Annotated in this window: 16 protein-coding genes and 1 tRNA gene; 12 read left to right on the plus strand and 5 right to left on the minus strand. The window is 62.7% G+C overall.

Features of this window, described 5'->3' with window-relative positions; translation table 11 throughout:
* A complete protein-coding gene (locus AC1DU8_RS00380; RefSeq protein WP_477667642.1) occupies positions 1–891 on the minus strand; it encodes a TPM domain-containing protein in 891 nt (296 codons plus the stop codon).
* 63 nt (positions 892–954) lie between these two features.
* Entirely contained in the window at positions 955–1,554 is a 600-nt protein-coding gene (locus tag AC1DU8_RS00385) for a LemA family protein (protein WP_457281578.1), read from the minus strand.
* 51 nt (positions 1,555–1,605) lie between these two features.
* Between AC1DU8_RS00385 and AC1DU8_RS00390 the strand changes: the two genes are divergently transcribed.
* The 4 genes from AC1DU8_RS00390 to AC1DU8_RS00405 are packed head-to-tail and all read left to right on the plus strand — an operon-like array spanning position 1,606 to position 4,591.
* Positions 1,606–2,460 (plus strand): hypothetical protein, encoded by an 855-nt coding sequence (locus AC1DU8_RS00390; protein ID WP_477667629.1) that lies wholly within the window; start codon positions 1,606–1,608, stop codon positions 2,458–2,460.
* Between the two features lie 9 nt (positions 2,461–2,469).
* A complete protein-coding gene (locus AC1DU8_RS00395; protein ID WP_457281576.1) occupies positions 2,470–2,916 on the plus strand; it encodes a YybH family protein in 447 nt (148 codons plus the stop codon).
* Positions 2,917–2,926: 10 nt separating this feature from the next.
* The gene (locus AC1DU8_RS00400) at positions 2,927–3,967 is read left to right on the plus strand and encodes a YheT family hydrolase (protein ID WP_457281575.1); all 1,041 of its coding nucleotides are present in this window, start codon (positions 2,927–2,929) and stop codon (positions 3,965–3,967) included.
* Positions 3,968–4,024: 57 nt separating this feature from the next.
* Positions 4,025–4,591: a DUF2946 family protein gene (locus AC1DU8_RS00405; RefSeq protein WP_477701517.1), complete on the plus strand. Its 567-nt coding sequence runs from the start codon at positions 4,025–4,027 to the stop codon at positions 4,589–4,591.
* 118 nt (positions 4,592–4,709) lie between these two features.
* Here AC1DU8_RS00405 and AC1DU8_RS00410 read toward each other — a convergent pair whose 3' ends face one another.
* Positions 4,710–5,582, minus strand: a complete 873-nt coding sequence (locus AC1DU8_RS00410) for a c-type cytochrome (protein ID WP_477701518.1) — start codon at positions 5,580–5,582, stop codon at positions 4,710–4,712.
* A gap of 231 nt (positions 5,583–5,813) precedes the next feature.
* Between AC1DU8_RS00410 and AC1DU8_RS00415 the strand changes: the two genes are divergently transcribed.
* Positions 5,814–5,889, plus strand: a tRNA-Arg gene (locus AC1DU8_RS00415).
* A gap of 107 nt (positions 5,890–5,996) precedes the next feature.
* On the opposite strand, the gene AC1DU8_RS00420 is transcribed toward AC1DU8_RS00415, so the two are convergent.
* On the minus strand, positions 5,997–6,908 hold the full coding sequence (locus AC1DU8_RS00420) for a LysR family transcriptional regulator (RefSeq protein WP_457281572.1): 912 nt from the start codon (positions 6,906–6,908) through the stop codon (positions 5,997–5,999).
* A 98-nt stretch (positions 6,909–7,006) separates the two neighbouring features.
* On the opposite strand from AC1DU8_RS00420, the gene AC1DU8_RS00425 reads away from it, so the two are divergent.
* The 7 genes from AC1DU8_RS00425 to AC1DU8_RS00455 all read left to right on the plus strand — a co-directional run bounded on the left by AC1DU8_RS00425 (position 7,007) and on the right by AC1DU8_RS00455 (position 20,402).
* Positions 7,007–7,441 (plus strand): ester cyclase, encoded by a 435-nt coding sequence (locus tag AC1DU8_RS00425; protein ID WP_477667632.1) that lies wholly within the window; start codon positions 7,007–7,009, stop codon positions 7,439–7,441.
* Between the two features lie 15 nt (positions 7,442–7,456).
* The gene (locus AC1DU8_RS00430) at positions 7,457–8,380 is read left to right on the plus strand and encodes an NADP-dependent oxidoreductase (RefSeq protein WP_457281570.1); all 924 of its coding nucleotides are present in this window, start codon (positions 7,457–7,459) and stop codon (positions 8,378–8,380) included.
* A gap of 474 nt (positions 8,381–8,854) precedes the next feature.
* On the plus strand, positions 8,855–9,898 hold the full coding sequence (locus AC1DU8_RS00435) for an alpha/beta fold hydrolase (RefSeq protein ID WP_457281569.1): 1,044 nt from the start codon (positions 8,855–8,857) through the stop codon (positions 9,896–9,898).
* A gap of 102 nt (positions 9,899–10,000) precedes the next feature.
* Entirely contained in the window at positions 10,001–13,030 is a 3,030-nt protein-coding gene (locus AC1DU8_RS00440; protein WP_477689484.1) for a ShlB/FhaC/HecB family hemolysin secretion/activation protein, read from the plus strand.
* Positions 13,031–13,039: 9 nt separating this feature from the next.
* Positions 13,040–16,936 (plus strand): beta strand repeat-containing protein, encoded by a 3,897-nt coding sequence (locus tag AC1DU8_RS00445; protein ID WP_457281567.1) that lies wholly within the window; start codon positions 13,040–13,042, stop codon positions 16,934–16,936.
* Positions 16,923–18,476: an argininosuccinate lyase gene (locus AC1DU8_RS00450; RefSeq protein WP_477726337.1), complete on the plus strand. Its 1,554-nt coding sequence runs from the start codon at positions 16,923–16,925 to the stop codon at positions 18,474–18,476. Before AC1DU8_RS00445 ends, AC1DU8_RS00450 begins: the two co-directional genes overlap by 14 nt.
* Positions 18,477–18,539: 63 nt before the next feature.
* Positions 18,540–20,402, plus strand: a complete 1,863-nt coding sequence (locus AC1DU8_RS00455) for a peptide transporter (protein WP_457281565.1) — start codon at positions 18,540–18,542, stop codon at positions 20,400–20,402.
* Here AC1DU8_RS00455 and AC1DU8_RS00460 read toward each other — a convergent pair.
* Complete coding sequence (locus AC1DU8_RS00460; protein WP_477726338.1) at positions 20,348–21,628, minus strand: cation:dicarboxylate symporter family transporter; 1,281 nt, start codon at positions 21,626–21,628, stop codon at positions 20,348–20,350. The two genes, AC1DU8_RS00455 and AC1DU8_RS00460, sit on opposite strands and share 55 nt — an antisense overlap.
* Positions 21,629–21,800 lie beyond the last annotated feature (172 nt).

Below are 21,800 nucleotides of genomic sequence, written 5' to 3' on the forward strand. Positions count from 1 at the left end.
CTACCAGTCGCCTGATGCGCCGCCGCCGCCGAAATCACCGCCACCGCCGCTGCTGAACCCGCCGCCACTGCTGCTGCCTCCGCCCCAGCTCCCTCCGCTGCTGCCGCCGCCAAAGCCGCCGGTGTTCCATCCACCCGAAGAGCGGCCGCCCCGGCCCAGGGCACCCAGGCTGGTCACCAGCGCGAACACCATACCCGCCACAGTCGCCAGGCCGGCCACAATCAGGCTGCTGGTGAACACCCAGGCCAGTACGCCGACGGCACCGCCGGTGGCGATGGAGCCCAGCTTGCGCCCCAAGACGCCGGCGGCCAGGCGCCCGCCAATCGGCACGGCAAAGAACAGGAACACCGCGAGGTCGGTCCACTCGAAGCCGCTGTCAGCCATGCCCGAAGCACTTTTCTGCTCAGGCGCCGGGAGGTTTTCGCCGCTGATCAGCGCCATGATCTGGTCGGCCGCGGCATTCAGCCCACCGGCAAAGTCACCCTGTTTGAAGCGCGGGGTGATGGCGGTGTCTATCACCTGGCGCGCCGCGAGGTCCGGAATGGCGCCTTCCAGCGCCTTGGTGGTCTCGATACGGACCTTGCGATCATTCTTGGCCACAACCAGCAACAGCCCATCGCCTACGCTCTTGCGCCCGATCTTCCAGGTGTCGCCCACACGCTGGGCATAAGCGGCGATGTCCTCGGGTTGGGTGCTGGGCACGATGAGCACCACCACTTGTGCGCCGCGGCTTTGTTCGAACGCAGCGAGTTTGGCTTCCAGTGCCGCGCGCTGCGTAGCGTCCAGCGTACCGGTGCTATCCATGACGTGCGCCGTGAGGGCCGGCACCGGCTGCACGCCTTGCGCCCAGGCCGCAAGGGGCAGCCACACGGCCAGCAACAAGCCCGCCATCCAGCGTAGGTTGCGGCCCGATGTCCAACCCGCTAGTTGCTGCACGGCAAGTTTCGCAAAGACTTATTTCTTGGTGAAGTCCACCACAGGAGGCGCGGAAATCTGCGCCTCGTTGGTCACGGTGAAGTTCGGCTTGACGTTGTAGCTGAAGACCATGGCCGTCAGGTTGCTCGGGAAGCTGCGTGCCAGCACGTTGTATTCCTGGACCGCCTGGATATAACGGTTGCGCGCTACGGTGATGCGGTTCTCGGTGCCTTCCAGCTGCACGCGCAGGTCGCGAAAGCCCTGGTTGGCCTTGAGGTCGGGGTAACGTTCACTGACCACCATCAGGCGGCTCAGCGCACTGCCGAGTTCGCCCTGCGCCGCCTGGAATTTCTTGAAGGCTGCCGGATCGTTCAGGGTTTCCGGTGTCACCTGGATGGAGGTGGCCTTGGCGCGTGCTTCAATCACCTTGGTCAGGGTGTCCTGTTCAAAAGCGGCTTCGCCCTTGACCGTGGCCACAATGTTGGGCACCAGGTCGGCACGGCGCTGGTACTGGTTCAGCACTTCAGACCAAGCCGATTTGGTTTGTTCGTCGAGGCGCTGAAAGTCGTTGTAGCCGCAACCCGTGAGGAGCAGGCCCAGCATGCTGACAAGGAACAGGTTTAAAAAGCGGGATTTCATGGCGATGTCTTTCGAAAATGCAAGCTGCAACACTAACATAGTCGAATGTCGATGAGGCCTCATTCCCCCGTGTCCGTACAGGCATTGCAAGCTCTGCAGGCCAACCTGCGCCCCTTGGCGGCGGCAGCCCCGAAACCGCGTCTGATGATTGCCGGCGCGACCGGCGTGCTGGGCAATGAAGTGTTGCGCCGCCTTGTCGGCAGCGGCCGTTATGCACACACCGAGGTGCTGGCTACTGAAACCATGACCACCGGGATGGCCGGCGTGGGGATTGTGCTGGCAGGTGATGCTTCAGCGATCGACGCGTGGCCCGCGCGGCCTCAGCTTGTTCATACCGGCCTGGTCATGTTTGAGCCGCCACGGCTTTTTTATGGGCGTGAGCGCACACTGTGGACGCCCGTGCCGGGACAACTACCGGTGCTGGCCCGCTGGTTGAAACGCTGTGGCGCACAGACACTGGTTGTGGTGGTGCCCCACGCTTCGGGGCGTTTACCCGATGCCCTCAAGCGCGGACTGGCCGACCTCGATGAGCAAGCCGTGGCTTCGCTGGGTTTTGAACGCGTGTTGTTGGTGCGCTCGGCGCGCAAGACCGAAGGTATTGCGGGCGCCAATTTTTTCGAGAAGACGGCGTCATGGATGCTGTCAACCCTCAAGTTCATGATTCCCGCAGCCGAGCAGCCGGTGCGTCCTGCCAAGCTGGCAGAATTTATCGACGCCGCGCTGCAGGTTTTGCCGCCGGGCACCCATGTGGCCGCTCCTGAACTGCTTTGGCAGGCTAACCAGAGCGGTGGAAACGGCCGGCGCGCCGGGCCGCAAGACAACAGCATGCAAGGTGTCGTACGCTCGTGGCTTGCTGCAAGGCTCAATCCCGAGCAGAATTCACCACCCAACGCCAAGCCGGACTGACGCCTTCCCATGCCCAAACCCAAAGTCCCGCCCGCCAGCAGCGGCAACGCCGATGACATCGAGGCGGCTTTCTATGAGGCGCTGCAAAGCGGCGACATCGAAAAGCTCATGGCCTGCTGGGGCGATGACGACGACATCGTCTGTGTGCACCCGGGTGGCGCCCGGCTGGTGGGCCCGGCGGCCATACGCGCCACTTTCGACGCCATGTTTGCCAATGGCACCATCAATGCCCAGGCCATCAAGGTGCGAAAGGTCGAGACCATGAGCGCCTGCGTGCACAGCGTGCTGGAACGCATCGAAGTGCTGACCGATGAAGGGCCGCGGCATGCTTACGTGATTGCCACCAATGTGTATCACAAGGGTGCGCAAGGCTGGCGCATGGTGGCCCACCATGCCAGTCCCGGCACGCCGCGAGAAATGCAGGAAGTGTCGGAAACACCGACCGTCCTGCACTGAAGGGCCTGCGATGAAATACGCAGCACCCTGGTGGCTGCCGGGCGGCAATTTGCAAACCATCTGGGCTGCGCTGCGGTCACGCCGCTACCTGGGCCCGCCGCCCGTGTTTCGCCGGGAGCGCTGGGATACCCCTGACAACGATTTTGTCGACGTTGACTGGATGCTCGATGGAAATGAGCCTTCGTCGGGGCTTCCGGAGATTTCTCCGGCGGGAAGCGAATCCATCGAGGTGAGACGCAAGGACGCGCGCAAGGAAGTGCCACTCCTGGTGGTATTTCATGGGCTTGAGGGGTCATCTGCCAGCCACTACGCCGAAGCGCTTGCCGATGTGGCCCGCGAGCGCGGCTGGGGCTGCGCCATTCCACACTTCCGGGGGTGTTCCGGTGAATTGAACCTGGCGCCGCGGGCCTATCACTCAGGAGATTTTGCAGAGATCGACTGGATACTGCGGCGTTTTGCGCAGGCCCATCCCGGGCCGGTCGTTGCCGTGGGCATTTCATTGGGCGGCAATGCGTTGATGCGCTGGGCCGGCGAGCTCGGCGCAGAGGCCCGCCAGGTGGTTAGCGGCATTGCGTCCGTCTGTTCGCCGCTGGACCTGACGGCCAGTGGCTGGGCCATTGGCCGAGGGTTCAACCGGCAGGTCTACACCCGCATGTTCCTGAGAACCATGGTGCCGAAGGCGCTGAAAAAACTGGAGCAGCACCCAGGCCTTTTTGACCGCGACCGATTACTGGCCGCGCGCGACTTGTACGCTTTCGACAATGTATTCACTGCGCCTGTCCATGGGTTCAAGGATGCGGATGACTACTGGCTGCGTGCATCTGCCAAGCCGCATTTGCGCAGCATTGCCGTGCCGGCGCTGGCCCTGAACGCGTTGAACGATCCCTTTGTGCCGGCCGGCAGCCTGCCGCAAGCCGCAGAGGCCGGCAGCCATGTCACGCTTTGGCAGCCGGCACAGGGCGGTCATGTTGGATTTCCTTCTCCGCCATTTCCCGGCCATGTGCGTGCCATGCCGGAAGCGGTCACCGGTTTCCTGGCTGCACATCTCTAATGCTTACCCATAACCCTGCCCGCATCGCACCTGCCGTGTGCAGCGCAAAATAGCGGCATGGATGACATCGTCAGGCAGGCCATTGCCAAATGGCCCAATGTTCCCGACTGCTACGGCTGGCTGGGACTGGACGCACGCGGTAACTGGTACATGCGTGATGAGAGGGCCCAGGCTGCCGGGCCTTTTGGCGGCGCGCCTGGCCTGGATGCCGCGCGCCATGCGGCCAGCAAGGGCTCGCTGCTCAAGCATGACAAGCTGATCGATTTCATTCAGCGGAATTATGAAAGCGATGCTGCTGGCCAGTGGTTCTTCCAGAATGGGCCGCAGCGCGTGTATGTGGAGCTCGAAGCGACGCCGCTGATCTGGCGTGTCGCCCCCGCGCCTATGTTTGAGGTCACGGCCCATTCCGGTCAAACGGCGCGGCCGCAGCGCTGCATCGTGGACGGATCCGGCAGGGTCTACCTGGAAACCGACTTGGGGTTTGGCCTCGTTCATACCCAGGACATGACGCATGCGGCTGACGCGATAGAGCAGGGCCTGTGGGTGCCCGAGGAGGTCCTGGCCAGCGATTTGTCGCGCCGGTTCGGCTATGTGCGAAGCCCGCAGTTGCTACAAAAAAAGTAGCTGCTTGCGCCCGTCATGCTTGGGCTCCAACCCATTTTCCTTTGAATTTCTCATCAAGATTCCATTAAAAAAGCCGGTCATTGACCGGCTTTTTTTGGGCTGGATTTCCTTGCTGTGTTTACTTGGACGCATTGACCATGTACTGCACCACGGCCTTGATTTCGCCATCGGGGGCAGCCGAGCCGCCCTTGGGTGGCATGGCACCCTTGCCTTTGACAACGCTGGCCGTCAGAGCCTCGACACCTGCGGAAATCCGGGGAGCCCATGCGGCCTTGTCGCCCAGCTTGGGTGCATTGGCAACGCCGGCCACGTGGCAGGCCGCACAGACCTGGCCATACAGCGCGGGTGCGGCGCCACCGGCAGCAGCCGGCGTTGCACCGGCGGCCGGCGCTGCCGTCTTGTTGGCTGCAGCGAGTGCGGCGACCACATCTGCCGACGGTGCGGCGGCGGCTGCTGCTGCGGGTGCCGTAGCGGCAGCAGCAGCCGGGGCGGCTGGCTCTGCAAACTTGCCGCCTGCGGCAGCCGTCATGTAAACCACTGCACGGCCAATTTCGACGTCTTCAAAATCACCGCCGCCTTGGGCGCCCATGGCACCCTTGCCCTTCAGGGCGGAGTGCCAGAGCGCGTCAAAACCGGTCTTGATACGGGCTGCCCAGGCACCCGTATCGCCAAACTTCGGCGCACCGGCTGCGCCAGTGCCATGGCAAGCGACGCACTGTGCTTTGTAGACTTCTTCGCCCGATTTGAGGGGGCGGTTGGCATCACGGATTTCAACCGCACCGATCTTCTGGATGCGCTGCGCAACCGCCTTGGCGCCTTCGTCCGCACCCGCAGCTGGCTTGTTGGCCGAAGCGACGTAATACACCAGGCCGATGATGGCGAAAACAGGAACGACAAAAGAGAAAAAAACCGCGGCCAGCAGTTGCTGGGGGGTCTTGATGGGGCCAGTATGGGCTTCTTCGTGGGCCGTGGTGTGGTCGTTTGCGCTCATGGCGTCCTCAAAAAACTAAGAATCGGGGGGCTATCGCGTGGTGATATGGCGCTCTTGGGCAGCGCTTGCTCAGCAACCTCACATTATAACTGGGGGCTTGCAGAGGCCGGGGAGCGCCGTGGCCGGCTGGTAGAATCGCAGGCGTTGCGCGGCGTGAATCGCCCGCACAGTGCAAATTGCCCTGATTTCGCGCCCCTCGGCCGCAATCCGGCGCAAACCGTTTCCAGCGTTGCGGCTGTAGCTCAGTGGATAGAGTATTGGCCTCCGAAGCCAAGGGTCGTGGGTTCGATCCCCGCCAGCCGCACCAATCATGGTTTTTCTTGTCTGCCGTTGTCGCGCAGGCACGCCGCAGCGTTTCAAAGCCCAACTTCACTGAAATTCGTCACGGTGAAGCGACTGGCGGGTTTTACTATTCTAGGCAGCCGAAGCAAGTGATGCGATCAATTCCCTGAGCCATTGCTGCACCTGATGTGCATCGTTCCGTCGATGCCAGATGAGGTCGAAGACAACTTCTGGCAGCGCAACAGGCGGCGGAAACAAGACCAGCTTGCGCAGAGCCGGGGAATTGAGGGCCACGCGCTTCATTACCGTCGCCGTGGTATCTGTCTGGGCCACCACCGCGGGCGCGGCAAACATCTGCGGAAGCGTCAGTGCGAGGGTGCGGCGTTTTCCCAGCCTGGCCAGCGCCTCGTCAACCAGGCCGTGGCGATCACCCTCCGGTGACACGAGTACATGAGGCAGCGCAAGAAATGCCTTCAGACCCATGCTTCGCTTCACTGCCGGGTTGTCGCGGCGAACGATGGTCACGAACTCGTCTCTCAGAACAGGCCGTGTCAATATCCGGCTCTCTGCATGGGTCGGCGGGACGCCAACTGCCGCATCAATCGTTCCTGCGTCCAGCATGTCGACCGCACTATCCCGATTGTTAATCGCGTGCACGCTCAGCGATATTCCCGGCGCCGCGCGCGCCAGCTCCCTGACAAGGGCGGGCAGCAGTACGAAAGCCGGATAGTCGGACAGCCCAAGGTTGAATACCAGAGATGCCTGCTCGGGCTCGAAGCCCGGTTCTTGCACGAGAGCTGTCTTGATTTGCCGCAGTGCTTGCGACACGGGCCCCACGATTTCCCTGGCACGCGCTGTCGGCAGAAGTCCTTCTGCGCTGCGCAGGAACAGCGGGTCGCCAAACAACGTTCGCAGACGTGACAGCGCGGCACTCATGGCAGGTTGGCTCACGCCTACCCGCGCGGCTGCGCGGGTCACATTGCACTCGTCCATCAGCGCGTCAAACGCCACGAGCAGATTCAGATCAATGCCATGAAAATCCATGAATCAAATATAACTGTATATGAGTCATTTGTTGGACGGATTTTCATCGGCCGACCAGAATCGACCTTCTTCCACTTCAACCACCGAAAGCCGGACAAATGACCGACACCACACAAATGATGGCTGAGCGCCGCGCCGTCGAAACCTTGTATCGCGCATTCAACGACAAGAACCCTGACCTGCTGGACAGCGCTGTGACTGCCGACTGGGATGACATTCCGCTGGCGCCCGGGCAAGGCCCGGGACCCGAGGGTTTGAAACCGATCATCCGCAGCTTCATCGGAGCCCTGCCGGACGTTCATATTGCCATTCACGACTTGATTCAGGTACCCGGGCGTATCGGTGTACGGGCTGAGATAACGGGTACCCATCTGGGGCCACTCTTCGGCATTGCGGCAACCGGAAAAAAGGTCAGCATCCGCATCCACGAGTTCCACGAATTCCATGAGACGCGTATCCAGCGAACCTGGCACCTGGAAGACTGGTTTGGCGTTTTCCTGCAACTTGGAAGCTTCCCTCCACTCGGCGATTAACGGGGAAAGTATTTGATGAAAGCACTTCGCATCCACGCATTCGGCGGCGCCAGCCGGGCGGATATTGAACACGCCGTCCTGGGCACACCGGGTGACGGTCAGGCCCTGGTTCGCGTCGAGGCGGCGAGCGTGAACCCGCTGGATCTGAAAATCCTTGGCGGGTCCATGCAGCCTGTCTTTCCTGTCACTTTGCCCTATACGTTAGGTACTGACCTCGCCGGTGTGATTGAAGCCGCGGGTCCAAAGGTTGGCCGGTTCAAGCCTGGTGACCGCGTCGTGGGGAGGCTCGCGCCGACGGCGGGGGGTGCCTTCGCACAGTCTGCCCTGCTGTCTGCAAGCGCGTTGTGCCTGGTTCCTGCAGAGATGAGCTACGAGCAGGCCGCAGCGTTGCCGACGGCAGCAGGTACGGCCTGGCTGGCACTGTTTGGGGCTGGAAAGTTAAGGGCGGGGCAGCGCGTGCTGATTCACGCGGCAGCCGGTGGCGTGGGCAGCTTCGCCGTCCAGTTCGCAAGGCAGGCAGGTGCGCACGTCTTAGCCACGGCTTCTGCAAAGAACCACACACTGGTCAAAGAATTGGGTGCGGACGAAGTCATCGATTACCGCCGTGATGACTTTGCAGAGCGTTGGCGAGACCTGGACCTGGTCATCGACACGATTGGTGGGGAGACCCTCGAGCGGTCGTGGCGAGCGACAAGGCCGGGCGGGACGGTGGTGTCGATCGTCGATCACACGATACAGCCGCGTGGAGATATCCACGGCGTCTTCGCATTCTTCAGCGGGGATGCTGCGGCATTGACGCTGATTCTCAAGCGCTTCGACGACAAACGGCTCCAGGTGATCCTCGACACAATCCATCCGCTGGATGACGCCCGCGCGGCGCTTGAGCAGGTGGCCGGCGGTCATGCGCGCGGCAAGGTCATCATCCGCACGTCGCGCTGATCCGCGAGGCAATGGCGCCTTGGGACCTTCCGTCAAAAACGCACGCTCAGCGGCTAACCCCTTAGAGCGCACGGGGTTAGCGCCAGACCGCATTCCAGCAGTGGAGTCGAGATACGTCCACGCCGAATTTGCGTGGAACCGATGCCTACCCGGTATCAATCCAGTGGCCAACGTCCATTACGTGTCGCGCTGATCCTCGCTGCTGGATTCTTGCTCATAAGATACTTTTAAAGTATCGATGTACCAGAATCAAGATATTTTACAGGTAGCGGTTGTCTTCCTAGAATCGCCAACAACACCGTAAGTTGCAAGTTATTACAACTGATCTTTCCGGTGGATCTCCTAAAAAAGGCCGTGAAGGGAAACGCTGGATTTGTGATCCATTTGTAGTGCGTACGCCGGGAGCGCCCGGCATTCGAGCACAACGCGTCAAGCCTTTCGATGTCTGCATTTTTGACAAAGCGAGATACAGGTATGACACGTGCTCGAAACAGGTGGTTACAACTGGTGGTGGCAATGGGCTTGGCTTTCTTTGGCGCGCGTCTTTTCGCTGCAGCTGATAAAGCCGCCGGCGAACCGCCCAGGGAGCAGGTAATTGACCTGGAAGCCGCGGGCACCGCTTATCCCTTTGCGGTCTATTCCAACATTGACTTGCGCCAGCCGGACGCCGGGATCAAGCGTGCGGTCATTTTTGTACATGGCGTGCAGCGCGATGCCGACCGTTATTTTGGCGTGGGCCTGGGCTTGCTGGAAGCCGCGCGGCTGGACGCATCAAGCACGTTGCTGCTGGTGCCCCACTTCCTGACGGCATCAGACACCTCGCCTGACGGCAATATCCCGCTTTGGCGCGGTGGCAACTGGATGCAGTGCCAGCCCTCCCGGGGCAAGGAGGCTATCAATTCCTGCGGCGTGCTGGACGATATCGCCCGCTACCTGAGCGCGGGCAAGCGTTTTCCCGTACTTAAGGAAATCGTTTTCATCGGCCACTCGGCCGGTGGGCAGCTAATGCAGCGCTATGCCGTGCTCAACAACAGCGAGGAGGGGTTGCGCAAGTCGGGCATCCGCGTGCGGTATGTGGTCTCCAGCCCGTCTTCCTATTTGTACCTGGATGACAGCCGTCCGGAGGGTGGGAGCTTCAAGCCTGTGAACAGCATCCTCTGCCCCGGTTACAACAACTTCCGCTACGGCCTGGGCAACATGGTTCCCTATGGGCAGGGCTTGGACGGCGAACAGTTGTTCAAGCGCTATGCGGCGCGCGAGGTCCTCTACCTGGTGGGCGCGCAGGACAACGACCCAGCCTACGAGTCACTCGACAAATCCTGCGGGGCCGCCATGCAGGGCACGGACCGGCTGAATCGGCACAGGAATTACATGCGCTACGAACAGTTTTTAGCCCAGAAATGGCAGACACCCGTGACGCGTGCGGTCATGGTGGTGCCGGACGCGGGCCACGAAGCGGCCGAAATTTTTGAGTCCCGCGATGTTGCTGCAAAAATTTTCCATGCCGCCGGCAACTAGCGAATAGCCGGGACAAACAGAGACAAGCCGAACGAGCACAACAAGAAAAAAGAAGAAGCACAGAGACGCGCGGATACAACACCAAGACAGAAGACGAAAACCATGATGGAACCCTCACGCCTTGCCGCACCACGGCGAAAAATCCTCGCATCGCAGATCTGCGCAATGCTGGCCGCCGCACCTTTTGCCGTCCATGCACAGACGCCGCCCAGCGCCGGTACTCTTTTCGACGCGAACCGGCAACAGCTCTCGCCGACGGAAAATGCCGGCCCGCCGGCGGCAGTGCAGCGTCCTGCGCGCATCGAAAAAGAGGTGGAAGGCAGTGATGAGGGCCAGAGCCCCCCCGCCGGTGGGACGGGCATACAGGTCACGGTTTTTGTACTGAGCGGCAACCGGTCTCTGCCGGCATCCGAGCTGCAAGCCCAACTGCAGGAGTTTGTCGGCCGCGAGCTGGACTTCGCCGGACTGGGCAAAGCCGCCGCCAAAATCACGGCCTACTATCGCACCCGGGGCTACCTGGTAGCGCGCGCCTACCTCCCCGCACAGGAAATACAAGGCGGTGTGGTTGCCCTCGGCATCCGTGAAGGCGTCATCGGCCGGGTGGTGGCCGAGCCCGATGCCAACGTGCGCCTGGACCCGGACCTGATAGGCCGACATCTCGCGGGACTACAGCCGGGCGAGGTGATCCAGGAAAGCGACCTCGAAAACACGCTGCTGCGGCTCTCTGACATCGCCGGTGTGACGGTCAAGGCGGTGTTGCGGCCTTCGGCAGAACCGGGCGCCACCGACATCATCGTCAAGGTCAGCGAGATGGGGGCGATCACCTCGCGCGTGAGCATCGACAACGGTGGCAGCTATTACACCGGTGCCAATCGCCTGTCCGCCAACCTGAGCCTCAACGACGCACTGGGCATGGGCGAAAGCTTCAGCCTGAATACGCAGCAAACTTTTGAAGGCCTGCGCATTGCAGGCGTTGGTTATGTGCAGCCCCTCGGCACGACAGGGCTGTCGGTAGGCGCGAACTTTGCGGGTCTGCAATACAACATTGGCAAAAACCTCAAGGAAGTAGAGGCCAGAGGTGAAGCCCGCGTGAGCACGCTGTTTCTCAACGCGGCGTTGCTGCGCAGCCGGCGCGCCAACATGAATCTGTCGCTGGCGACGGAATACCGGCATTTCCAGGACACGACTGGCGGCACGACCGTCGAAAAGTCTGCCAACCTGATGAGTGCGGGCCTGTCTGGCGACTGGCGTGACGACTGGACAGGCGCGTCGGCGAACAACAGCTGGAACGCGCGTTTGGGTATGGGTTATCTGAAAAAAGAAACGCCCAACGACGCAGCACTGGACCGTTTCACGGCCAATGCGGCAGGCGACTACAAAAAGCTCAACCTGTCGTTCAGCCGCCTGCAGCAGCTTGGCGGCGGCTACTCTCTGCTGGGCTCGGTCACCGCGCAGTACGCCGACAAGAACCTGGACGCGTCAGAGAAAATGAGCCTGGGCGGATCCGGCGGCGTGCGCGCGTACCCTGCCGGCGAAGCCGCGGGCGACCAGGGCATGCTGGCGCGTCTGGAACTGCGCAAGACCCTGGGTGTTGTCGGCAACTCCGTCGTGGAAGGTGCGCTGTTCGCCGATGCGGGGCGCGTGACCATTAACAAGAAGCCGTGGGACAACAGCGAAAACCGCGCGAGCCGCTACGGCTATGGCGTGGGCCTGAACGTCTACAACAAGGACCTGGTGTTCAATGCCAGCATCGCGGTGTCGCCCGGCGTCAATCCAGTCAGCGAACCAAAAAGCGCGCGTCGCCTGTGGCTATCGGTGTCGGGTTCACCCCAGGCCTTCACGGGCCTGGCCTCCAGCAGCGGCAGCCGGGGCGAGGATTTCGAGGAGGCGGAAGACGGCATGCGGCTGTACGGCTCACTGGGCATCATCCCCGAATACGTGAGCCGCTCAGGCGCGACGCCTGCGGCGCCCGCCGACCAGAGCAAGCTGGCCACGCCCAATGGGCGCAACATGTCGGGCTTCTGGCGTGCGCGCGACAATGTGTCGTATGTGGGCGCGCGTGGCGGCATCCCCATTTATGAACAGTGGAAGGCGCTGTGGCAGCTGGAGCTGGGCCTGTCGCTGAGCGCGGGCGCGGCCGGAGACGACGCGACCCCGAACTGGACACACAGGCAAGAGCTGCGTAATACCGGCGTGGCTGTCGCCCATCCAGACGCTGGCACCGCGATGTACGGCAACTGGGACATGCCGCTCAAGGAAAGCACCTCTTCCTTCGACCCCTTCGGGGCGACCACCAGTGCGGCGCACTACAACATCATCGGGTCACCGGGCTTCGCCACCAGCATCACTAAAAACTCCGGCCCGGTGGGCACGGCGGCGGTGGAAAACAACGACGATGCCGCTTTCAACCGCCGCCAGGCCGGCGTGTTCGGCTACTGGACGCCCAAGATGGGCGGCTTCCAGCTCAAGCTGGCTTATTCGAACAACGGCATGAAGGCCGCGCCGGACGTTGATACAGGCTACCTCTACGGCGGCAGCCTGTCGTATGAGAACGGCGGATTCTCTGCTGTGGTTGCGGCTGAGCAGCATGTGAATTATTTCGGCATAGCCAGCCTGGGCCGCAACGCGCGCGGGGTAGGTACCAATACCCACGTCACGCAAGGCACTTCGTCCAATGACTACAGCGTGCGCTACGGCGTGGCCTACGATTTTGGCGATACCAAGGTTTCGCTGATCGCCGACGAACTGAGCTATGCCGAGTCCGGTGTCATCAACACCAGCGTCACTTCAAGCGACCTCGCCAGCTACCGCCGCCGCGCCTACATGGTCGGCGTCTCACACAAGATAGGTGCCTGGCAGTTGCGCGCCAGCCATGCCAAAGCCTTCGCAGGCGACTGCGCCATGATTTCCGGCAATGGCGTGAACTGTTCGACGGAAGGTATGGGTGCGACCTCCCAGGCCATCGGTTTCTCCTATGCCTGGAGCAAGCAGCTCAGGATTTTCGGGCAGTACGTGCTGCTGCGCAACCAACCGCTGGCCAATTACAACTACGCCGTTGCCGGCGTGTTCGGCAGTGCAGGCGCAGGCACCACGATCCGCGCGATCGGTTTCGGTATCAACTACACGTTCTGAGGGGCTCGCATGACATACCACTCTTCCCCGGTTTCCCCACGTAAAAGCCGCCCGACGCTGACACCGCTGAGTGCAGCCATGCTGTCAGCGCTTTGCGCCATTTACCCGGTACGGGGATATGCGCTGGACGCCAGCGCCTTACCTACCAATGGTCAGGTCACAGCTGGCAGCGGCAGCATCAGCCAGAGCGGCAACGTCATGAACGTGGTACAGGGCAGCGACCGGATGGTCGCTACCTGGAACACTTTCAACATCGGTAGCGCGGCCAAAGTCAATTTCGCGCAGCCCTCGGCCTCGTCGGTGGCCCTCAACCGCGTCACATCCAGCGATGCCTCGCAGATCATGGGCCAGCTCAATGCCAACGGGCAGGTCTACCTGATCAATCCCTCGGGCATCCTGTTCGGCCAGGGTTCAGCTGTCAATGTCGGCGGCCTGGTGGCCAGCTCACTGAACATCTCGGACGGCAACTTCATGGCCGGCAACAATCGGTTTGAAGCCGGCAGCGCGGGCGGCGCCGTGATCAATGAGGGCAGCATCGTGGCGGCTGACGGCGGGTACGTGGCGCTGCTGGGTGCGCAGGTGCGCAATGTGGGCAGCATCACTGCCCGTCTGGGCAGCGTGATGCTGGGCGCCGGCAAGAATATCACGTTGGACTTCAACGGTGACGGCCTGATTAATATGCAGGTGAGTGACCCTTCGCTGGGCGCCAGTGTGGTGAACCAGGGGCTGCTCAAGGCCAACGGTGGCCTGGTCGTCATGTCGGCCCGCTCCGGCGACGCGCTGATGTCCAATGTGGTCAACAACGAAGGCGTGATCGAGGCGACCAGCCTGCAGCGCCGAAACGGCACGGTCCTGCTTGACGGCGGGGAGGCAGGCATTGTCGCCTTGAGCGGCCGTGTCGACGTCTCCGGCCGCGATGCCGGTGAAACCGGCGGCAGTTTCAAGGCTTTGGGCCAGTACGTCGGTGTGTTCGACGGCGCCCGAATCGATGCTTCCGGCGATGCCGGTGGCGGCACGGTACTGGTCGGCGGCAACTACCAGGGCAGTGGTACCGAGCGCCAGGCCGTCGGAACCTATATGGGGGAGGGCGCCCGCATTCACGCTGACGCGCTCAACAGCGGCGACGGCGGCAAAGTCATCCTGTGGTCCACCGACAGCACGCAGTTTCACGGCGGCATCACGGTGCTGGGCGGCGGGCAGACCGGCAGCGGCGGCCTGGTCGAGACCTCTGGCCACCACCTGGATGCAACGGGTTCGGTGAATATCAGTGCGGCCTCCGGCAAGGGCGGCACCTGGCTGATCGACCCCTACAACATCAACATCACGAGCGCGGCAAGCTCCGGCGCGACCGGGAGCTCGCCCTTCACCTCGAGCGGTGCAGCCAATTCCACCCTGAATTCGGGCGTACTCAACGCTTCGCTGTCCGAAGGCGCCAACGTGATAGTCCAAACCTCTGCCGCCGGCGGCACCGCGGGCGACATCAATGTGCTGGACAACGTCAAGGGTGTGGGCAATGCCTCGCTGACCCTGCAGGCGCACCGCAACATCATCATCGGCAGCGGCCGCGTCATTTCCAACGGCACCGGCAAAAGCCTCAATGTCTCGCTGGTCTCCAACTACGGCGACACCGGCAACGGCTCGGTGGCATTGACCGGCAGCACCATCACCACCAACGGCGGGGCCATCACCATCAGCGGCGGCAGCAATCCGCTGACCGGCTATGCCGCCACTAACCAGAGCGGCGCCTCGGGCGTGGCACTGAATGGCGCTTCGCTGAGCACCAGCGGCGGCAACATCACGATACGCGGCGCCTCCACCTCGACAAGCGCCACCACCAGTGCGGTGAATATATCCGGCGCCTCCACGCTCAATGCCGGTGGCGGCAACATCTCCATCCTGGCCAATGTCGCCAGCGCCAGTGCGACCGGCGACGCCTTTGTGCTCACCGGCGGCAGCAACGTGCTCACCAGCGGCGCCGGTTCCATCACGGTGGAAAGCATCAACCTGGGCAGCGGCAATGGCACGCGCATCTTCAGCACCAACAACACCCTGGCCGCCAGCGGCTCGGGCAATCTGACGATCAGCGGCAATGCCAGCTCGGGCTTCGGTGTGCTGATCTGCTCGACGGCCAGCACCTCCACGCAAAAACTCAGCGTGGGCAGCGGCAACCTGACCATCCAGGCCAATGCCAACGGCTTTGCCGGTGCCGGCCGCGGCGTTTACCTCGCGGCCTCCGGCAACGGCGCCGTGGTGCTCAATGCCACGGCGGGCGGCGCCATCACGCTGGGCGGCAGCAGCACCGGCAGCTACGGCACGGTGCTCAACTCGACGGGTTCCGGCTCTTCCATCAGCATCTTCTCCGACGGCAACATCACGGTGGCCGGCAACACCTCGGGCGGCACCACGCCGGCGCTGGGCCTGCTGAGCTCGGGCAGCGGCACCAGCGCGGCCACCGCCTCGCAGGTCAACATCAACAGCACGGCCGGCGCGCTCAAGCTGCTGGCCAACAACAGCGTGGTCAACCCCACCACCGGTTCTTTCAAGGCCGTGTCGCTGGACGCCAGCGGCGCCTACGCCAGCATCAACCTGGGCACGCAGTCGGGTGCGCTGACGCTGGACGGCACCAGTTATTCGGGGCGCGGCGTAGACATCGCGCCTTCCGGCGCCAACGCGGCGATCAACATCAGCACCGGCAGCGGCGCCATTGCCGTCAACGGCAACAGCACCAGCAGCTTCGGCGGCTACGGCATCTTCCTGAACTCCACCGGCAATTCGAACGGCGTCAACGTCAGCACCGTGAGCGGCAACATCACGCTGCGCGGCGACTCCATAGGCACCTCGGACGCCATCGCCCTGGGCGGCAGCGCCACCAGCACCAACTCGGTCAACAACATCGCCTCGCAGGGCGGCAACATCACGCTGGTCGGCAACTTCCACTCGCCCAACGTCGGCGAACTCGACCACGGCATCGCCATCCAGAACGTCGCCAACCGCATCCAGACCACGGGCGCGGGCAATGTGACGCTGGTCGGCAACGCCGCCGACCAGGGCAACGGGGTCAGCATCTACGGCGGAGGAAAGGCCCTGGTCAGCGTCGAGAACGGTGCGCTCGCAATCACCGGGAGCAGCGTTTACGGTGACGGGGTAGGCGTGCTGACCGGCAACAACGTCATACGCGCCACTGGCAGCGGTTCGGTGAGCGTGGCCGGCAGTTCCACTTATGGCAGCGGCGTCGCCATTTACCCGTCGACGGCGACCAGTTCCGCCGCCATTTCCACGGTGTCGGGCAAACTCTCGATCACGGGCAACAGCAGCGCGGCGTCTGCGGCGCCGGCAGTTCTCCTGCGCACTGCGGCCTCGGGCGCCGCCAACGGCATCAGCATCACATCGGGCAGCGGCGACATCGACATCCAGGCGACGACCGCCGGCTCCGGCGAGGGCCTCTCTATCGTCGGCAGCAGCGCCAATGCCTTCAATACCGTCAGTACGGGTGGTAACGGAAATCTTCGCGTATCGGGCTCCGGCGGCAGCTATGGTGTGCGCATAGACGGCGGCACCAACAAGCTGCAGGTGGAAAACGGCGTCTTGCTCATTAGCGCCAGTGCGCCGAGTGGGCAGCCCTTCAGCCAGTCTTCGGACGCCACGACGATCACCGCCACCGGATCCGGTGTCGTGCTGCGTAATCTCGGCGGCAAGATGAGCAACAGCCTGACCAGCGCCGATTCGGCCGCCGCGACCGCCGCGCTGCAGTCGGATATGGCCGGTAGCGACTGGATGGCGCCCCTTGTCGGCGATACTGCATCCCCATCCTCCAGCGGCGGAGCGGACAGGCTCACTATTTCCGTGGTGTCGTCCAATGCCAATCTCAATGCATCCGCCGCAGGCAAAGAAGATGCAACGCCTTGAACCTGCGTCCGCCGCGGCGTTCACTGGCTCCATAATGCCGCGCCGCGCCGGGCGGCTGGTTCTGCTGTTGCTGGTATCGCTGTCCGCTGTGGCTGTCGCCGCAGACAAGAAAACCGGGCAAGCCGAGCACGACAACTTCCATTTCCTCGGCGAGATGAACAAGGCCTCAACCGTGATGGTGGTCGAGACAAAAATCGTCCCGCCTGAGCTTGGGAAAAAAATCGCGCGGGCTGTTGAACAAGTGATCAGGGAAGGCAACCAGTCGGGTGCCAAGCGCCCGGGTGACTATTTGCAGTATGAGCCGTTGATCCTGGCGTTGGCCGGCCCCGACGGTTCGCGCATGCATTCAGGCCGTAGCCGCCAGGACATCCTGTCCACCACGCGGCGCCTGATCCAGCGCGAGCGTGCGCTAGTTCTAATGGACGCGATGATCCAATCGAAAGCGCAACTACTGGCTGTGGCCGAGAAGAACCTGGACACCATCGTGCCGGCCTATACCAACGGCGTGCAGGCCCAGCCCACTACTTACGCGCACTACCTGCTGGCCTTCGCCTCGGTCTTCGGGCGCGACAGCGCGCGACTGAAGGAGGCTTATGCGCGCCTCAATATGAGCCCGCTGGGCGCGGGCGCGCTCGGTACCTCGAGTTTTCCGGTCAACCGCCAGCGCTTGGCGGAGCTGCTGGGTTTTGACGGCGTGGTGGAAAACTCCTACGACGCGGCCCAGCTCGGCGCGCTCGACCAGGGCGTGGAATTGGTGGGCCTGTGCAGCAACGCGGCGCTGATGATAGGCCTGCTGGCGCAGGATATGCACACCCAGTACCACCAGACCGCTCCCTGGATCACCATCCAGGAGGGGCGGCTCACCGGCACGAGCAGCATCATGCCGCAAAAGCGCAATCCTTATGCCCTCAACGTGCTGCGGCTGCAGGCCAGCGAGGTGGTGGGCGGCGCCTTCACCTACCAACTGGAGGCGCACAACGTCACGCCCGGCATGCCCGACTACAAGCGCGACCAGGTCGACAAAACCCTGGACCTCACGGCCAATGCCTTCGTGAAGCTGGCTGACCTGATGAACCACCTCGTCATCGATCGCAACCGCGCGCTGCAGGAAGTTGACGCCGATTACTCCACCACCACCGAGCTGGCCGACATCCTGCAGCGCGACGCCGACGTTCCCTTCCGGGTCGGCCACCATTTCGCCTCGGACCTGGTCAACTACGGCCGCGCCAACAAGCTCAAGCCCGCCGAGATTCCCTTCGACGTCGCCAGGCAGTTGTATGCAGAGGCGGTGAAGGCCTTTGATTTCCCACGGGCGGAATTTCCGCTGACGCAGGAGCGCTTCCGTACGTCGCTGACCGCGCAGAACATGCTGGCCTCCAGCAAGGGCCTGGGCGGTCCGCAGCGCACGGAGACCGTCAGGATGCTGGCGGCCGAGAAGAGCCGGTTAGAGCAGGACGCCGCCTGGCTCAAGGCGCAGCAGGACAAGCTCGCGCGTGCCCAGTACAACCTGGACCGCACCTTTTCCGGGCTGGTCCAGTGAGTTTCACGGCGGTAGCGGCGATACTGGCGCTGTCGGCCTGACGGGGCCATCGACAAGGGCACCATGGCTGACGATATTTTTTCGCTGGAGAACTTCGAATACCTGTGCTACTCCCGCCAGCAGGAGCCGGCTGCGCGAGAGCTGGTCAAGCTGCTACTGCTCATAGACAGGAACTACGGCAACCTGGACGGCAACTTCGCGCTCAGCCTGTCGGCCGCCATAGGTGCGCAGGAGCGTGACGCGCACGGCCTGACCCGCCTCACCAGCGCCATCTCGGCCCTGTTTTCCGACCCGACCTTCCATGTCTCGCCCGGCGGCTTCGGCCAGCTCATCAACTTCCAGCGCTGGTTGTCGGCGCTGTTTGCCGCCAGCGCCTTTGTCCATTGCGACCATATCCTGAGGTCGCTCAATTTCCTGGGCTCCGGCGCACCGGAGTTCCACGTGAGCGAACGGGATCTCGTGAAGTTCTGCATCCTGTATTCCCCCGAATCGGAAATCCCGCTGGACGTGGAATTGCTGTGGCGGCAGAACAAAAAGCTGGCCGCCGCGCTGTTCACGGCCCTGCTGTCGCCGCGCTTTCTCGGCTCGCCAGCTGCGCATTCCAAGCGCGAGGCGCTGCTCGCCTGGCTCCCCGCCCACCTCGAGGAAATCGAAAGCCTGGACATCCTGCCGGTAGGCATCCTGCACGACGTGTACATGCACTGCAGCTACGCCGACCTACCCGACCGCCACGAGATCAAGCGCCCCATCAACCGGCTGGTTCGCAAGAAGCTCGAGGCGCTGGGCCTGGGGCGCGTTGCGCCCGCGCTCGCCGCGCAAAGTGCGGACAAGCCCATCATGCTGGTACTGCTCGAGTGGTTCTCCGGTGGGCATTCGATTTACCGCACGCATTCCAGGACTTTGGAGGCCGCTCGCCGGCATTTTCGCCTGGTGGCCATTGCTTACCCCGGCAACATCGACGAACTGGGCCGGGCGGTGTTTGATGAGGTGATTGATTTCGCCGCGCCCAATGACATGATCGCCTGCCTGCGCCAGCTGCACGCGCTGGCCGGCTCCCTCAGGCCCGCCGTGTTTTACATGCCCAGCGTCGGCATGTTTCCCATCACCATGTTCGCGGCCAATCAGCGCCTGGCACCCGTGCAGGTGGCAGCGCTGGGCCATCCCGCCACCACGCATTCCGACCGTATCGATTACATCAGCGTGGAAGACGATTTTGTCGGCGATCCCGCCTGCTTCAGCGAAACCCTGCTGCGTCTGCCGAAAGACGGGCAGCCCTACCGCCCGTCCGCCATCGAAGTCTCGCTGGCACGGCCGCAGCGGCAGGACTCGGCGGTCGTCAACATCGCCGTGGCCGCGACCACCATGAAGATCAATCCGAAATTCCTGGTGACCTGCCAGAAAATACGCGCGGGCTCACGCAAGCAGATACGGTTTCATTTCCTGATTGGACAGGCAACCGGCCTGATCTATCCGCAAGTGCGAAGGGTGATACGCCGCTATCTGCCGGACGCGGAAATCTACGCGCACCAGCCCTACCCGGACTACCTGGCTATCTTCAGCCGCTGCGACATGTTCCTGAGCCCCTTTCCCTTCGGCAACACCAATGGCATTACCGATGCCGTGACGGTCGGTTTGCCCGGCGTGTGCAAGACAGGGCCGGAAGTGTTTGAACACATCGACGAAGGGCTGTTCCGCCGGCTGGGCCTGCCGGACTGGGCCATCGCCGACAGCGTGGAGGGCTACATTGCCGCCGCCGTTCGCATGGCTGACAACTACCCGGAACGGGCTGCACTGTACCGGCAGCTGGAGCGGCCCGAGTGCCTGAATACCTTGTTCGAAGGCCGTGCGGAATGCCTGGGCGAACGCCTGTATCAGATCTGGTCGGCGACGGCGGACGAGGAGGAGGCCTTGCCCGACAGGGCCTGATGCATCGCTTGGCGGTCCAGGGCTTTTTCCCAGGCGCACACGACGACGCAGGCCACGCAGTTGCCGAGCATGTTGGTGAGGGAGCGGCATTTCATCAACCGCTCTATGCTCAGCAACAGGACAATGCCCGCGATCGGTATGAGGTTCTGGCTGGCCAACGTCGCGGTCAGGGCCACAAAGGCCGAACCGGCGACGCTGGCGGCGCTCTTGGATGTCAGCATCGCGATGCCCAGCAGTGACAGCAGTGACCAGAAACCCAGCTCGACATGCGCCACCTGCGCCAGGAAGATCGCCGCCATGGCGATATAGATGTTGCTGCCGTTCAGGTTGAAACTAAAACCGGTCGGCAGCATCAAGCGCGCCACCGGTTTGGCGCAGCCCATTTTTTCCATTTTTCCGACCAGACTCGGCAAGGCGGCTATTGACGAAGTGGTGAAGAAGACCAGCAGCAGCTCTTCTTTGACATAGGCGACCAGGCGGAAGATGTTGCAACCGGCGGCGCGCGCGAGAAGGCCCATCACCACGAAGACAAACAGGATGCTGACGAGATAAATCGCGGCGAGAAAATGCAGCAGTGGCAACACCGAGGACATCCCGTAACGGCCAATCATGAAGGCGACTGCACCGAATGCAGCCAGTGGGGCCAGCTTCAGGACCATGCCGACCATGCCGAGCCATACTTGCTGCACCGCTTCGATGAGCTCCAGCAGCTTGTGCCCGCGTTCACCCGCGCGCGCCAGTGCAATGCCCGACAGCAGCGCCAGCAGCAGGATCTGCAGGTTGTTGTTGCCGGTGAAGGCGCTGGCAAATGTCGGGGGGATGATGTTGAGCAAAAAGTCGGTTGTGCTTTCCGCGGCCTTTGCAGGCGCAGCGCGCTGTGCGACGTCAGCCGCAAAATCTGGCGCGAAACCCTTGCCGGGCGTCAGCAACAAGGCGCCCAACATGCCCGCCAGCAGCGAGATCAAGGTCATGGCCTCGAAGTAGATGATGGCCTTGACACCCACCTTTGTGGCCTGCAGCCGGTTGCGCATGCTGGCGATACCGGACACCACCAGGCAAAAGATCAGCACGCCGATCAGCATGCTGATCAGGCGCAGAAAGCCGTCGCTGAGGGGTTTCATCATCGCGCCGACTGAGGGAAAAAAATTCCCCAGCAGGATGCCGGCGGCAAAGGCGAGAGCCATTTGCGCAATGGGATGGCAAAGCGTTCTTCTGATTTTGATCATCGATCACCCAGTCTACGGGCGGCTTGGCCGCCACGGCGCGGGGGCCGCGCCATACGGTTGTTTTTTGCGGATGGACGGCGAGTATCAAGACGCGAAGGTGTCACGCATCGTCGCGGGCATATACATAAAATCCGAAAATACGATCCCCGATACCTAAAAAAGATGGGCTGAC

This window comes from Polaromonas sp. P3_A5, assembly GCF_056403055.1.